The organism is Pseudomonas sp. GW822-FHT01E03, assembly GCF_058802985.1.
In genome coordinates, this window is sequence record NZ_JBXAOQ010000005.1 from 430,012 (window position 1) to 443,690 (window position 13,679).

Consider the following 13,679-nt stretch of genomic DNA (forward strand, 5'->3'; position numbering starts at 1 on the left):
GATTCGGGAAATGCGTAGGGGGCTTCAAGCGTCGGCGTGTTCTGCGGTCAGGCGTTCATAGGCGTCTTGATCCAGTAGATCGCTCAACGCCTGGACATCGACCGGTTTGAAGCGAAAGAACCAGCCTTCGCCCAATGGGTCTTCGTTGACCAGTTCCGGGGTGTTCTCCAGTGTCGCGTTGATCTCGACCACTTCACCGTCCAGCGGCATGCCGATACTGCTGGCGGCTTTCACCGATTCCAGCACCGACACTTCAGCGCCTGCATCGAAGGCGCCCAGCTCAGGCACCTGAACGAACACCACATCCCCCAGCGCCTGCTGGGCAAACGCCGTGATGCCGACGGTGACCAGGCCATTGCTCTCAAGGCGCAGCCATTCGTGATCGACGGTAAAACGCAATTCGCTCATCTCAACTCCTTATTGTTTTAAGGCTCGTGGCGGGGCGACGAGCGGGGTTGGAGGAGTGATAGCAAGGGTGGTGCCAATGTTTTTTATTTGTTTTAAATCAATAGGTTGAGTTGTTTGTGCGGAGTTTGTGACATCTCGCTCGTATTGAATTCAATACAAGCAGGTATGGCCTTGGGGGCAAGCGCCGTGATTGTTGGCGTGGAAGGGATTGTCTTGATTTCGCTACGCTGTATCGATTTACAGACGAAGAATTCAGCAACACCACTGATCCCCTGTGGGAGCGAGCTTGCTCGCGATTGCGGTGTGACAGGCAAAATTGATATCGACTGACACGGCCTCATCGCGAGCAAGCTCGCTCCCACAGGGGAATGTGTTGTCGGTGACAATGTGTCCGACAGATCACTCAGGGCTTGGCGGGAATGCCGTACTTGCGCAGGCGAATCGCAATGGCGCTATGGGACGTCTGCAGTCGTGCAGCGAGCAACCGGCTGGACGGGTAGCTGCGATAAAGCTGTTCCAGCAGATTCCTTTCAAAGTCACCCACAGCCTCTTCCAGGCTGCCGACTTCGCCGTCATTTTGCCGTTCAACGGCGGTGCGGGCGATGTCCAGATCGTCGATGTCCACCAGCGGATTTTCGCAAATCGCCGCTGCACGGAAGATCACGTTCTGCAATTGCCGCACATTGCCCGGCCAGCGGTTTCCGAGCAGGGCGCTGAAGGTGCTCGGTGCCAAACGACACGCCGGCCGCTGGATTTGCGCGCAGGCCTGTTGCATGAAGTGATTGGCCATCAGCAGGATGTCGTGACCGCGCTCGCGCAGTGGTGGCACTTGCAGGTTAAGCACGTTGAGGCGGTAGAACAGGTCTTCGCGAAAACGCCCTTCGGCGACCATTTTTTCCAGGTCGCGGTGGGTCGCGCTGAGCACCCGCACATTGACCCGGACCTCTTTATCGCCACCGACCCGACGGAAGCAGCCATCGCTCAAAAAACGCAGCAACTTGGCTTGCAGGTAGGGCGACATTTCCCCGACTTCATCGAGGAACACCGTGCCCTGGTCGGCCAGTTCCAGCAGGCCGAGCTTGCCACCCCGTTGCGCGCCGGTGAAGGCGCCGGGGGCGTAGCCGAACAGCTCGCTCTCGGCCAGGCTCTCCGGCAGTGCCGCGCAGTTCAGGGCCAGAAACGGCGCATCGTGCCGTGGGCTGATGGCGTGGCAGGCGCGGGCCACCAGCTCCTTGCCGGTGCCGGTTTCACCCTGGATCAACAGCGGCGCATCGAGGGCCGCCACCCGTTGGGCACGAGCCTTGAGTGCGCGAATCGGCGGTGATTCGCCCAGCAGTGCATCGAAGCCTTCGGCATGGTCATGGTGCAGCGCCGACAGGCGTTCGCCGATGCGATTGGGTTGATACAAGGTGAGCAGGGCGCCAGCGTCGGTGATCGGCATCGCGTCGAGGAGCAAGGTCTGGCCACCGAGGCTGACCTCGTGCATCGGCAGGCGGAAATGGTGAGCGATCAAGGTGCGTTGCAAATCGGCATCATCGAACAGCGCGGTCAGCGATTCACCGGCCGGTTCGCGCCCGCACAGGGCGATCAGCGCCGGGTTGGCCAGCAGCACATGACCTCGGTCATCCACCGCCAGCACCGGGTCGGAACTGGCTGCCAGCAACGCGTCCAGTTGCAGACGCCGGCGTTGCCCCGGAAGGATGTCGACCATGGTCACCGCTTGCACGCCGCGCACACAGAAAAGCGCCTCGCGCAACTCCTCCAGCACCTCGGCGCCGAGGGTTGGCGCATCGATGTAGACGTTCGGCGGCACCATCTCCACGGCGTCCAGATTGAAACTGCGTCCACCGAGCAGGGCCAGCACTTCCTGGGTGATTCCGACGCGGTCGATGAAGGTGACGTGGATGCGCATGACGGGCCTGCAAGGTTGGCGAACCGAATCAGTATGCCCGGCAAAATTTGAATTTGGCGAGTGTCACCTCACGGCTTGCCGGTTTTACGGGTGCTGGCGGCCAGGTCCTCGAGGAATGCCTGGAGGATCGGTGGCGGTGCCGTGCCGCGACGGGTGATCACGTCGAACGGTGATTTCAGGCGCAGGCTCGCGGGTGCCAGTTGGTGCATCTCGCCGCTCTTGACCCATTGGGCGGCGAAGTGCTCAGGCAGAAAACCCAGGTAGGCGCCGGAAATGATCAGGATCGCCGTGGCTTCGATGTTGTCCACGGTGGCGGCCGCCTTGCTGACGCCCAGGTGTTCGAGGTCGTATTGCTGCATGTAGCCGCGCACGACGATACGCCCCGCAGCGACTTCTTCGAGCAGCTCCTCACCTTCGGCGAGGCTGCCGTACAACGGGTGACGCCGCCCGCAATACAAGCCCAGGGCTTCCTGGTACAGCGGTGATTGCAGCAGGCCCGGCACATGGATCGGGAAGTGCCCGATGGCCAGGTGCAGGCGACCGTCGAGCACCCGTTCTTCGAGTTCCGCCGGGGTGCCGACGTACACGTTCAGGTGCACGTCATGCCCGCGGGAGACGAAGCGCTGTGTGGTGCGCGGAATCGGCGAGTCGGGGTCGGTAATCGTGGTGTCGATGATCCCCAGGTTGAGCTTGCCGCTGATGTGTTGCTTGAGCACGTCGGCGTCCATGCAGAAGTTTTCCACCGCCGACAGCAGGCGCTGGGTGGCTTCATGAATCGCCACCCCTTGTTCGGTCAGGCGAAAGCCGCTGCGCCCACGCTGGCAGAGTTTCACCCCAAGACGGGTTTCCAGGTGGGTCATCTGTTCGCTGATGGTCGACTGCCCGGCATTCAACGCCGCCTGCGCGGCCGAGAAACCGCCACAGCGCACAATCGTGGCAAACACCCTGAGCAGTTTCAGGTCGACGTCGTGCAGCTGGATCATCTTGGACCTCCGGCATGTGGATGCATCGGGAATGCCGATATGAGTATCTGATGTTTAGCATTTTTTCCACGAAAACCTGCGCCCATAGTCTTTCCAACGGCGGTCGCCTTGCAGTCCGTCAAGCCGATAACAAGAAGTGGAGAGGCTAGAAATGTCGAACAACGGTTATGAATCCGGTCGCCTGAACCTGCCATTCGTGGGTCATTGCACCTTTGGCAAATCCCCGGTGTGCACCGATTGGGATGCACTGGATGCCGACGTCGCGGTGCTCGGCGTGCCCAACGACATGGGCACCCAGTGGCGCTCCGGCGCACGCTTCGGACCACGCGGGATTCGTGAAGCATCGACGCTGTTTTCCTTCGGCCACGCCGGCGCCTACGATCATGAAGATGACGTGATGTACCTCACCGCATCGGACGTGCGCATGGTTGACGTCGGTGATGCCGACATCGTCCACACCGACATGGCTACCAGCAACAAGAACACCGAGTACGCCGTGCGCAAGATCCTCGACGCTGGTGTCATGCCGGTTGTTCTCGGCGGCGACCATTCGGTGCACGCACCAGTGATCAAGGCCTTCGAAGGCCGCGGCCCGATCCACATCATTCACTTCGATGCGCACCTGGATTTCGTCGACGAGCGCCACGGTGTTCGCTATGGCCACGGCAACCCGCTGCGCCGCGCCTCGGAAATGAACCACATTGTCGGCATGACCCAGATGGGCATTCGCAACGTGTCGTCGTCCAACCGTGATGACTACGAAGCGGCCCACGAAGCCGGCTCGAAAATCCTCTCGGTGCGCGATGTGCGTCGTCTCGGTGTCGAAGGCGTGCTGGCGCTGATCCCGCAGAACATCAACTACTACATCACCATCGACATTGACGGTTTCGACCCGTCCATCGCCCCCGGCACCGGCACCCCGAGCCACGGCGGCTTTCTCTACTACGAAGTGCTGGAAATCATCCAGGCCCTGGCCAAGCGCAGCAAGGGCAACATCGTCGGCATGGACCTGGTGGAAGTGGCGCCGGTGTACGACCCGACCGGCATGACCTCGATCCTCGCCGCGCAACTGCTGCTCAACAGCATCGGTTTCATCTTCCACGAGCGAGGCAAGGTGCGGGCCGCCGCCGAAAGCGAAACCGCATCAGCCTGATCATCGAAACCAGTGACCCGGCAGGCCCTGACTGCCGGGCAGAGAGAACAAAAATGGACACGATCGTCAAAAGTTACCTGCAAAAATTCGGCGTCAGCGAAGCCACCCAGACCTTCCTCTGCAAGGTCCAGAAAATGTTCATCGGCGGCGCCTGGGTCGAGGCCAGCGACGGCCAGACTTCCGATGTGATCGAACCCTCGACCGAAGGCCTGATCACCCGCATTCCCATGGGCACCACCGATGACCTGGACCGCGCCGTGCAAGCCGCCCGCGCCCAGTTCGACGGCGGCGCCTGGCGCCAGGCCAAGCCCGCGGAACGTGAGCGCATGATGCAGCGCCTGGCCGACCTGATCGAGCAGAACGCTGATGAACTGGCGCAAATCGAATCCATCGACATGGGCAAATCGGTTGCCTTCGCCAAGGACGTGGACATCCAGGGCACCGTGGATACCCTGCGCTACTTCGCCGGCTGGGCCACCAAGCTGCACGGCCGTACTGTCGAACCTTCGCTGCCGGGCAACTACCTGGCCTATACCCGCAAGGAAGCGGTAGGTGTGGTCGGCGCCATCGTACCGTGGAATTTCCCGCTGCAAACCATGGCCTGGAAGCTCGGCGCGGCGCTGGCGACCGGTTGCACCGTGGTGGTCAAGCCCGCCGAACTGACTTCGTTGTCGGCCCTGCGTTTCGCTGAACTGGTGCAGGAAGCGGGCATCCCTGACGGCGTGATCAACATCGTCACCGGGCGCGGCAGCGTGGTCGGCGCGGCCATGGCCACCCATCCCGGCATCGACAAACTGACCTTCACCGGATCGACCCCGGTCGGCCAGACTGTCGGCCGCGCAGCGCTGGATGACATGAAGCGCCTGACCCTCGAACTCGGTGGTAAATCACCGGTCATCGTCTGTGCCGACGCCGACATCCCGGCCGCCGCCCAAGCGGTCGCCAACGGCGTGTTTTTCAACTCCGGGCAGGTATGCGACGCCGGTACACGGGCCTATATTCATAGCAGTGTCTACGACGAATTCCTGCGTGAGCTGATCGCCTACACGCGCACCCTGAAAATGGCCCCGGGCCTGGATCCGGACTGCTTCATCGGCCCGCTGGTCTCGGCGCTGCAAAAGCAGCGCGTGACCGAGTACATCGAAACCGGCAAAGCCGAAGGCGCCGAACTGGTCTACGGCGGTCAACCGGTCGATGGCCCTGGCTTCTTCGTCGAGCCGACCATTTTCGCTAATTGCCGCAACGACATGCGCATTGTCCAGGAAGAGATCTTCGGCCCGGTGCTGGTCACCGCACCGTTCGACGACGAGGAAGAAGCGCTGGCCCTGGCCAACGACTCGCCTTACGGCCTGGCGGCGGCACTGTATTCCAACGACCTCGGGAAAGTGCACAGCCTGATCCCGCGCCTCAAGGCCGGTTCGGTCTACGTCAACGCCCACGGCACTCTCGATCCGTCGATGCCGTTCGGTGGCTACAAGCAGTCCGGATTCGGCAAGGACCTGGGCGCCGAGCAGCTCGACTACCTGCTCGAAACCAAGGCGGTGTGGATCACACTGCCTTAAGTCAGGGCTGACTCAATTCCTGTGGGAGCGAGCTTGCTCGCGATGACGGTTGCACATTCGACATCTGTGTTGCCTGACCCTCCGCTATCGCGAGCAAGCTCGCTCCCACAGGTTTTCGGTTCCAGCAACAACGCCAGGTAGGCACGGGCAACACTGAACCTGTGGCGAGGGAGCTTGCTCCCGCTGGACTGCGCAGCAGTCCCATTTTCAGGGCCACAGGGGAGTCGTTCACCCGAAAGAACGCGGTTATCTCGTCATGATCTTCCAACAATAAGAGTCCGTCATGAACACTAACGCCAAGTCCGCCACGAGCGTGTCCGCCCTCGACGAAAAATCCGTCGTCGAGGGGCATTCGATCGACTTCATCCCCGAGAACGAGCGCACCGACAAACTGTCGAGCCAGGGCCCGTTCTGGTTTCTCGGCAATTTCACCTTCTTCACCATGACCATCGGCTTCGTTGGCCCGAGCGTCGGCCTGACCGCGCTCTGGACCACGCTCGCCGGCACGCTGGGCATCATGTTCGGCACGCTGTTCATGGCGTTCCACGGCTCGCAAGGCCCGCACCTTGGCCTGCCGCAGATGATCCAGTCCCGTGCGCAGTTCGGTTATCGCGGGGTGATCCTGGTGCTGCTGGCGACGCTGTTCGTGTTCGCCGGCTTCAACATCGTCAACCTGGTGCTGATGATGCAGGGGCTGCACACGCTGTTCGGCTTCAACCCCGCAGTGATCGCGGTGGCGGTGACCATACCGGCGGCGGTGCTGGCGATTCTCGGCCATGACTGGATGCACCGCAGCTTCAAATGGGCGTTGTTCCTGTCGCTGCCGCTGTATGGCCTTGTCACCGTGGCGGTGTTGATGGGTTGGGTGCCGGACGCGGTAATGCCGGCGCTGGCGGCGGGCGAAGTGGCCCGGGAGCCGCTGGGTTTCAACTGGACCGGTTTCATCGCGCAGTTTGCGGCGGCCGCCAGCTACAACATCGCCTATGCGCCTTATGTGTCGGACTACTCGCGCTACCTGCCGAAGAATACTTCCAGCGGCAAGCTGATCGCCGTGGTGTTCCTTGGGGCGTCGCTGTCCGGTGCGTGGATGATTTCCGTGGGTGGCTGGCTGGCCGATCACCTGCACTCCACTGACGTGCTGGTGGCCCTCGGGCAAGTCGGCAACACCGTGTCGCCGCTGGTGGGCACGGCGGTGGTGGTCGTCACCATCCTGGCGTTCCTGCCGGTGATCGCGATGAACATCTACAGCGCCAAGCTGACTACGCTGACCTGCGTCGACTCGATCAAGCACATCGAGCCAACCCGCAAGGCGCGCATCCTGGCCATCGGCTTCGTGATCCTGCTGCAACTGGGCGTGGCCCTGAGCATCCAGAGTTCCGGCAAAGGCCTGTCGGTACTGGGGATCTACCTGGTGGTGATGCTGTACTTCCTGGTGCCCTGGACCTCGGTCAACCTCACCGACTACTTCTTCGTGCGCAAGGGCCGCTACGCCATCCCGCACTTCTTCATGCCCCACGGCAACATTTACGGCAGCTGGGGGCTGCGCGGTATCGCCGCCTATGCCATCGGTTTTATCTCGATGATCCCGTTCTTCTACATCTTCGACGGCGTTGAACAGCGCGAGGTGTATGTCGGTCCGCTCGCCAAGGCGCTGGGCAGCATCGACATCGCCTGGCTGGTCGGGCTGATCGTATCGGGCCTGGCGTACTACTGGCTGAGCCGCTCGATCGACCTCAAGCGCGAAGAAGCGGTGATCCAGCAGATTGAGAAAAACTCCCCGCAATACACCACCGGCGACACGCTGACCCACAAACAGCAGCCTATGCCGGTATTCACTGAATCAACGGTCGGGAGATAGTCATGACCACACAAAAAATGGCTACGCAAAAATACGACTACATCATCATTGGCGCAGGCTCGGCAGGTTGTGTGTTGGCCAACCGCCTGAGCGAAGACCCGGCCACCTCGGTGCTGGTCCTGGAGTTCGGCGGCAGTGACAAGAGCGTAGTGATCCAGATGCCGAGCGCATTCTCGATCCCGATGAACACCAAGAAGTACAACTGGCGCTACGAAACCGAGCCGGAGACCCACCTCAACGGCCGACGCATTCACTGCCCGCGGGGCAAGGTGCTGGGCGGCTCTTCGTCGATCAATGGCCTTGTGTACATCCGTGGCCATGCACTGGACTTTGACGAGTGGGAATCCCTGGGTGCCGAAGGCTGGGGCTATCGCAACTGCCTGCCGTACTTCAAGCGCGCCGAGAGCTACGAGTCGGGCGGTGATAGCTATCGCGGGCAAACCGGGCCGCTGCACACCACCAACGGCAACCATATGAAAAACCCGCTGTACGGTGCCTGGGTCGAAGCCGGCGCGGAAGCTGGCTACATCAAGACCGAAGACTGCAACGGCTACATGCAGGAAGGATTCGGCGCCATGCACATGACTGTGAAGAATGGCGTGCGCTGCTCCACGGCCAACGCCTATCTGCGCCCGGCCATGGGCCGTCCGAACCTGACGGTGATCACCCATGCGATGACGCGCCAGGTCATCCTCGAAGGCAAGCGTGCGGTGGGGGTCATGTATGACCACGGCGGCCAGACCCACCAGGTGTATTGCAACCGCGAAGTGCTGATCTCGTCCGGGCCGATCGGTTCGCCGCACCTGCTGCAACGCTCGGGCATCGGCCCGGCGGACGTCCTGCGCAAGGCCGGGATCGGCGTACGCCATGACCTGCCGGGGGTAGGGGAGAACCTGCAGGATCACGCCGAGGTGTACATCCAGTTCGGTTGCAAGGAGCCGGTGACCCTCAACAGCAAGATGGACCCGCTGAGCAAGCTGATGATCGGTCTGCGCTGGCTGCTGTTCAAGGACGGCCTGGGCGCCACCAACCATTTCGAGGCCGGTGGTTTCATTCGCTCCGAGAAGGGCCTGCGCTGGCCGGACATCCAGTTCCACTTCCTGCCGGCGGCGATGCGCTACGACGGCAACAAGCCGATCAAGGGCCATGGCTTCATGGTGCTGACCGGGCCGAACAAACCGAAAAGTCGTGGTTATGTGCGCGTGCGCTCGGCTGATCCGTACGAGCATCCGGAAATCCGCTTCAACTATCTGGAGCGGGAAGAGGACCGTGAAGGTTTCCGCCGCTGCATTCGCCTGACCCGCGAGATCATCGGCCAGAAAGCCATGGACCGCTTCCGCGACGGCGAAATCGCCCCGGGGGCGCAAGTGACCAGCGATGAAGACCTCGACGCCTTCGTGCGCGACAACCTGGAAAGCACCTACCATCCGTGCGGTTCGTGCCGCATGGGCGAGGACGACATGGCGGTGGTCGATTCCGAATTGCGCGTGCGTGGCATCGCCGGTCTGCGGGTGATCGACTCGTCGGTGTTCCCGACCGAGCCGAACGGCAACCTCAATGCGCCGACCATCATGCTCGCCGAACGGGCATCCGACCTGGTGCGTGGCGTGCAGATGTTGCCGTCGGCGGATGTGCCGGTGGGGCTGGTCGAGGGCTGGGAAAGCAGCCAGCGTACTTCGTTGCCGGGGCGTAATGTGCGGGTCTGACCGCAACCTGCAAACCAATGTGGAAATCTAATGTGGGAGCGAGCTTGCTCGCGATGGCGGAGTGTCAGGCAGCGTCAATGTCGACTGATCCACCGCCATCGCGAGCAAGCTCGCTCCCACAGTGGACGGCGGAGCTTTCAGAAAGTTTTACCTCGCAGTTCCGTTGTCATTGCTAGTCTGTAATTCCTTGAGACCGCAATGGAGCACCCTCATGGCTATTCAGGCCCTGCGCGCCGACGCATCGCACATCGACCAGATCGCCCCTTTGTTTGACGCCTACCGGATGTTCTACAAGCAGCCGTCGAACCTTTCGCAATCGCGCGCTTTCATCGCCGAGCGCCTCGCCCGGGATGAATCGGTGATTTTTCTTGCCCGGGACAGCGATGGTGAAAACCTCGGCTTCGTCCAGCTGTTCCCGACCTTTTCCTCGATCGACGCCCATCGCACCTGGCTGCTCGGTGACCTGTTCACCACGCCCGCCGCCCGGGGCAAAGGCGTCGGCACCGTGCTGATGAACACAGCCCGGGATTTTGCGAAGCTGGCCGGTGGCAAAGGCATGACCCTGGAAACCGCCACCGACAACTTCACCGCCCAGCGCCTGTATGAATCCCTGGGCTGGGTGCGCGACCCCGGTTATTACACCTATTGCCTGGATCTGCAAAAAGGCTGACTCAGCGCGCCTGCTCGCCAAACACCGGCCGCATGAATGAACGCTCGTAGCTGAGGATGAATTTCTTCTCCTCGGCGTACTTGAAGGCTGCGATGCACTCTGGATCGTTCATCGACTGCTGCCGGTAATGTTCGTACGCCGCCAGGCTGGGGAAGGTGAACAGCGCCAGGGCGATGTTGTTGGCGCCCTCCGATGGCAAAAAGTAGCCGTGGTGCTGGCCGCCGAATTTTTCCACCAGGGGAATCCACAACTTGCCGTAGTGCTCGAACGCTTCGAGCTGGTAGGGATCGAGCATGTATTTCAGGTAGCAAGTGACCATTTTTTCGTTCCTTGATCAGGTTTTTAGGGCAGTCGCCACTGTAATGAACAGTGGGCGTGCGGCACAGCCGCTTGTTCGACATTGACCGGTAATTTTGCGCCAAAGGCAGCTGCTGGCGCCGCAGCACTATTGGTTCAGTCAATAGTCACCATCAAGAATCGCAAGTTCTGTTTTTTGCGCAAAGGCGGAAAATTGCCTGCATTGAACACGCTGCTCAAGGAACCTGCGCGATGAAAATCTTGACCCGACTGGCTGTAATTGCCCTGTTGCTGGGCAGTGTTGCGTCCACCGCATCGGCCTTTGCCGAGGACGTACGCGCCTGCCAACTGCCGCCGATCACTGGCGGTCACAGCGGGCTGCAATACGGTCAGACGGTCGGGGTGCTCTACAGCGACAACACTGTGGAAGACCTGCAATACCTTGAGCAATACCACTCGGTGGCCGTCAACGGTGCGAAGAACGCACTGGATACGCGGATTCGCCAGGCGTTCGTCAACAGTTCCGATCCGGACCTGGCCATCGACTGGCTGATGGGTTCGTTGCACCACACTTTTCTGTCGGTGACGGTCTACGAAAATCTCGATGCCCTGGTGCAGGCCCACCCCGATGTGGTGGTGATGCTCGATACCCACAACCAGTTGCTGACCCAGCGTAACGACCGGGTCGAGGCGCGTTTCGCCGCGCGGTTCTACGACGCCAACCTGCAGTACATCGGCAAGGCCGAAGGCGCGGTGGAAAAACAACTGCCGTCGGTATGGATGCATGACAAGACCGCGCCCGAGATCGCCGCGCAAATCGAACAGCAACGCGACCTGCAACTGACCGCGCTGAAACAGTTCGATGCATCGTTGAAGGCGCTGGTAACCGCCGGATTGACCGCAACAACAAATTAACAAGCCCGACGTCCATTGAGCGGCGGGCAACCCGATCCACCGTGGATTTCTATTCAGGACCTGATACATGCGCACTGTTTTTGCCCCGAGCCTGGCCTTCGCTTCGCTGCTGCTGGCCGGTTGTGCCACGCCGAACGATCCGACCATGACCTTGCAGACCAGCAAGTCGCCGGAGGAGTACACCCATTGCGTGGTGCCGAAGTTGCAGCACGATGCGCTCAACCCAACGGTGTCGCAGACCCAGCGTAGCTACCGGATCGTCGTATCAAGCAAAGTGTCTGCGGACAACGTGCTTGAAACCTATAAAGCCTCGAACGGCGGCAAGGTGTTCCTGTACGAGCGCAAGCTGCTGGCGTCGACCTTCGTGCCGTCGCCGTTCGAGCGTGCGGCGCAGGAGTGTTTGTAAGGGCAATTTCAGGCAAAAAAAAGCTGCCGGGACTGGCAGCGGAAAGTTAAAGCACGCATTGGATGGACTGAGTATGGCGCTCGGTCCATGACGATTCGATGACAGCTTCATGGCCATCCATCAGGATGCCGAAAATCCTGCCAGTGTTGTGGTGTGGCTCAGAACTCCAGGCCTGTCATCCGGGTGTCATCAAAGCAATGGCAAGATCCTCGCAATCCGTCTTGAGTGACCGGCGGCCGTCAGTCCGCCGGCAGATGAATGTGCAAGGAACCCCATATGAAAGACGCCCCGCTGTTTGCCGCCATCGACCTGGGTTCCAATGCGTTTCGCCTGATGATTGGCCAGTCGGTGAGACGGAACCAGCAGATGGTCATCCAGGAAGTGAAAACCCTGCGTGAACCGGTGCGTCTGGCCGAGGGCCTGCAGGGCGGGGCGCTCGATGAATTGGCGCTGGACCGTGGCTGGCAGGCGCTGGCGCGATTCGGCAAGAAACTGCGCGGCTTCGAGGCCGGGCGCGTGCGGGCGGTGGCCACCAGCGCGGTACGCGAGGCGGACAATGCGTCGCTGTTCCTGGCCAGCGCCGAGCGGCACCTGGGCTTTCGCATCGACGTCATTTCCGGTCACGAAGAGGCGCAACTGGTCTACGCCGGCGTTGCCCACACCTTGCCGGCGCAAACCACGCGGCTGGTGGTGGATATCGGCGGTGGCTCCACGGAAATGATCATCGGCCGTGGCGACCGGTTGCTGGTCACCGAGAGCATTGCCATCGGCAGCGGCACCTTCGGTGCGCATTACTTCCACGGCGGGCGGATCGTGGCCGAAGCGCTGCTGGAGGCCGAACGCGCAGCCACCGTGCAATTCGAACGCATTGCCCGCCGCTATCGAGCCATGGGTTGGCAGCAGACGATCGGTTCTTCAGGGACGGCGCGGATGCTGGCCAAGGTGCTCAAGGCCAATGGCTTGAATGATGATGGCCAAGGCGGCATCACCTACGGCGGCCTGTTGCGCCTGTCGTTGCGCCTGCTGGAAGTCAATCATGTGAAACACCTCAAGTTGGCCGGTTTGCCCATCCACCGCCTGAGCATTCTGCCCGGTGGTCTGGTGGTGATGCTGGCGGCGTTCAAGGTGTTCGGGATCACGCATATGATTGCGTCGGAACCGGGTCTGCGGTTCGGCGTTCTGCATGGATTGATGAGCAAACACTAAAAACCTGCCAGCCGAGGTAAACCCATGACCGACCCCCGTCGCGTGCTGTTCGTCTGCGCCCGAAACGATGTCCGCTCACCCATGGCTGAAGCCCTGCTTCGCCACACCGATCCTGCCGATTTCCAGGCCTTCAGCGCCGGGCTTGAGGCCAGCGAGATCGACCCGCGCACATTCGAATCCCTCGATCACATCGGTGTCGATGCCAGCGGCTTGCGCAGCAAGTCCCTTGAAGATTTCGAAGGCCAGGAATTCGACTACGTCATCACCCTGTGCGACAAGTCTTGCGAAGAGGCCTCACGCATGCCGTTTACCGGTGAAGTGATGGTCTGGAGCTTCGAAGACCCGACCACCAGCGAAAGACACGACCCGTTCCGCCATACCCTCCAGGAAATCGGCGACCGCATCAAAATGTTCGTCACCGTGAAAACCCGCCCCGTGCCCCAGGCGCCGTCAGGCAGCGATTCCTGAAACCCTCGAACACCGTCTACCCTCATCGGTCACAACCATCATGATGAGCACAGGCCCCCTGTGGGAGCGGGCTTGCTCGCGAAGAGGCCTTCACATTCAACATCGTAGGTGGCTGGACTACCGCTTTCGCGAGCA

The 13,679-nt window shown here is 61.2% G+C and carries 13 protein-coding genes; 9 read left to right on the forward strand and 4 right to left on the reverse strand.

Annotation, left to right across the window (positions count from 1 at the left end):
• Positions 1-24: 24 nt before the first annotated feature.
• From gcvH to AC1RP7_RS13215, 3 genes are all read right to left on the reverse strand, one after another.
• A complete protein-coding gene (gene gcvH, locus AC1RP7_RS13205; RefSeq protein WP_057714203.1) occupies positions 25-408 on the reverse strand; it encodes a glycine cleavage system protein GcvH in 384 nt (127 codons plus the stop codon).
• Between the two features lie 403 nt (positions 409-811).
• Positions 812-2,320, reverse strand: a complete 1,509-nt coding sequence (gene gcsR / locus AC1RP7_RS13210) for a transcriptional regulator GcsR (RefSeq protein ID WP_493180776.1) — start codon at positions 2,318-2,320, stop codon at positions 812-814.
• 68 nt (positions 2,321-2,388) lie between these two features.
• On the reverse strand, positions 2,389-3,303 hold the full coding sequence (locus tag AC1RP7_RS13215) for a LysR family transcriptional regulator (protein ID WP_090456558.1): 915 nt from the start codon (positions 3,301-3,303) through the stop codon (positions 2,389-2,391).
• Between the two features lie 151 nt (positions 3,304-3,454).
• Between AC1RP7_RS13215 and speB the strand changes: the two genes are divergently transcribed.
• The 5 genes from speB (at position 3,455) to AC1RP7_RS13240 (ending at position 10,252) form a co-directional block, all read left to right on the forward strand.
• Complete coding sequence (speB, locus tag AC1RP7_RS13220; protein WP_057714206.1) at positions 3,455-4,456, forward strand: agmatinase; 1,002 nt, start codon at positions 3,455-3,457, stop codon at positions 4,454-4,456.
• Between the two features lie 53 nt (positions 4,457-4,509).
• A complete protein-coding gene (locus tag AC1RP7_RS13225) occupies positions 4,510-6,018 on the forward strand; it encodes an aldehyde dehydrogenase family protein (protein WP_340313976.1) in 1,509 nt (502 codons plus the stop codon).
• Between the two features lie 283 nt (positions 6,019-6,301).
• Complete coding sequence (locus AC1RP7_RS13230; protein WP_057714208.1) at positions 6,302-7,876, forward strand: purine-cytosine permease family protein; 1,575 nt, start codon at positions 6,302-6,304, stop codon at positions 7,874-7,876.
• A gap of 17 nt (positions 7,877-7,893) precedes the next feature.
• Positions 7,894-9,582, forward strand: a complete 1,689-nt coding sequence (betA, locus tag AC1RP7_RS13235) for a choline dehydrogenase (protein ID WP_090457955.1) — start codon at positions 7,894-7,896, stop codon at positions 9,580-9,582.
• A 211-nt stretch (positions 9,583-9,793) separates the two neighbouring features.
• Positions 9,794-10,252 carry a GNAT family N-acetyltransferase gene (locus tag AC1RP7_RS13240; RefSeq protein WP_493180777.1) on the forward strand — a complete coding sequence of 153 codons (459 nt, stop codon included), beginning with the start codon at positions 9,794-9,796 and terminating at the stop codon, positions 10,250-10,252.
• Position 10,253: 1 nt separating this feature from the next.
• On the opposite strand, the gene AC1RP7_RS13245 is transcribed toward AC1RP7_RS13240, so the two are convergent.
• Positions 10,254-10,571: an NIPSNAP family protein gene (locus AC1RP7_RS13245; protein WP_493180778.1), complete on the reverse strand. Its 318-nt coding sequence runs from the start codon at positions 10,569-10,571 to the stop codon at positions 10,254-10,256.
• 230 nt (positions 10,572-10,801) lie between these two features.
• Here AC1RP7_RS13245 and AC1RP7_RS13250 point away from each other — a divergent pair, with 230 nt between their 5' ends.
• The 4 genes from AC1RP7_RS13250 (at position 10,802) to AC1RP7_RS13265 (ending at position 13,544) form a co-directional block, all read left to right on the forward strand.
• Complete coding sequence (locus AC1RP7_RS13250; RefSeq protein ID WP_493180779.1) at positions 10,802-11,464, forward strand: ATPase; 663 nt, start codon at positions 10,802-10,804, stop codon at positions 11,462-11,464.
• A gap of 67 nt (positions 11,465-11,531) precedes the next feature.
• Positions 11,532-11,870, forward strand: a complete 339-nt coding sequence (locus tag AC1RP7_RS13255; protein WP_493180780.1) for a YgdI/YgdR family lipoprotein — start codon at positions 11,532-11,534, stop codon at positions 11,868-11,870.
• Between the two features lie 276 nt (positions 11,871-12,146).
• Positions 12,147-13,076: a Ppx/GppA phosphatase family protein gene (locus AC1RP7_RS13260; RefSeq protein ID WP_493180781.1), complete on the forward strand. Its 930-nt coding sequence runs from the start codon at positions 12,147-12,149 to the stop codon at positions 13,074-13,076.
• Between the two features lie 24 nt (positions 13,077-13,100).
• Complete coding sequence (locus AC1RP7_RS13265; RefSeq protein WP_057714214.1) at positions 13,101-13,544, forward strand: arsenate reductase ArsC; 444 nt, start codon at positions 13,101-13,103, stop codon at positions 13,542-13,544.
• Positions 13,545-13,679 lie beyond the last annotated feature (135 nt).

Excerpts from the sequence above, each read along its gene's own strand:
- gcvH (WP_057714203.1), bottom strand. The coding sequence starts at position 408 with ATGAGCGAATTGCGTTTTACCGTCGATCACGAATGGCTGCGCCTTGAG.
- gcsR (WP_493180776.1), bottom strand. The coding sequence starts at position 2,320 with ATGCGCATCCACGTCACCTTCATCGACCGCGTCGGAATCACCCAGGAA.
- AC1RP7_RS13215 (WP_090456558.1), bottom strand. The coding sequence starts at position 3,303 with ATGATCCAGCTGCACGACGTCGACCTGAAACTGCTCAGGGTGTTTGCC.
- speB (WP_057714206.1), top strand. The coding sequence starts at position 3,455 with ATGTCGAACAACGGTTATGAATCCGGTCGCCTGAACCTGCCATTCGTG.
- AC1RP7_RS13225 (WP_340313976.1), top strand. The coding sequence starts at position 4,510 with ATGGACACGATCGTCAAAAGTTACCTGCAAAAATTCGGCGTCAGCGAA.
- AC1RP7_RS13230 (WP_057714208.1), top strand. The coding sequence starts at position 6,302 with ATGAACACTAACGCCAAGTCCGCCACGAGCGTGTCCGCCCTCGACGAA.
- betA (WP_090457955.1), top strand. The coding sequence starts at position 7,894 with ATGGCTACGCAAAAATACGACTACATCATCATTGGCGCAGGCTCGGCA.
- AC1RP7_RS13240 (WP_493180777.1), top strand. The coding sequence starts at position 9,794 with ATGGCTATTCAGGCCCTGCGCGCCGACGCATCGCACATCGACCAGATC.
- AC1RP7_RS13245 (WP_493180778.1), bottom strand. The coding sequence starts at position 10,571 with ATGGTCACTTGCTACCTGAAATACATGCTCGATCCCTACCAGCTCGAA.
- AC1RP7_RS13250 (WP_493180779.1), top strand. The coding sequence starts at position 10,802 with ATGAAAATCTTGACCCGACTGGCTGTAATTGCCCTGTTGCTGGGCAGT.
- AC1RP7_RS13255 (WP_493180780.1), top strand. The coding sequence starts at position 11,532 with ATGCGCACTGTTTTTGCCCCGAGCCTGGCCTTCGCTTCGCTGCTGCTG.
- AC1RP7_RS13260 (WP_493180781.1), top strand. The coding sequence starts at position 12,147 with ATGAAAGACGCCCCGCTGTTTGCCGCCATCGACCTGGGTTCCAATGCG.
- AC1RP7_RS13265 (WP_057714214.1), top strand. The coding sequence starts at position 13,101 with ATGACCGACCCCCGTCGCGTGCTGTTCGTCTGCGCCCGAAACGATGTC.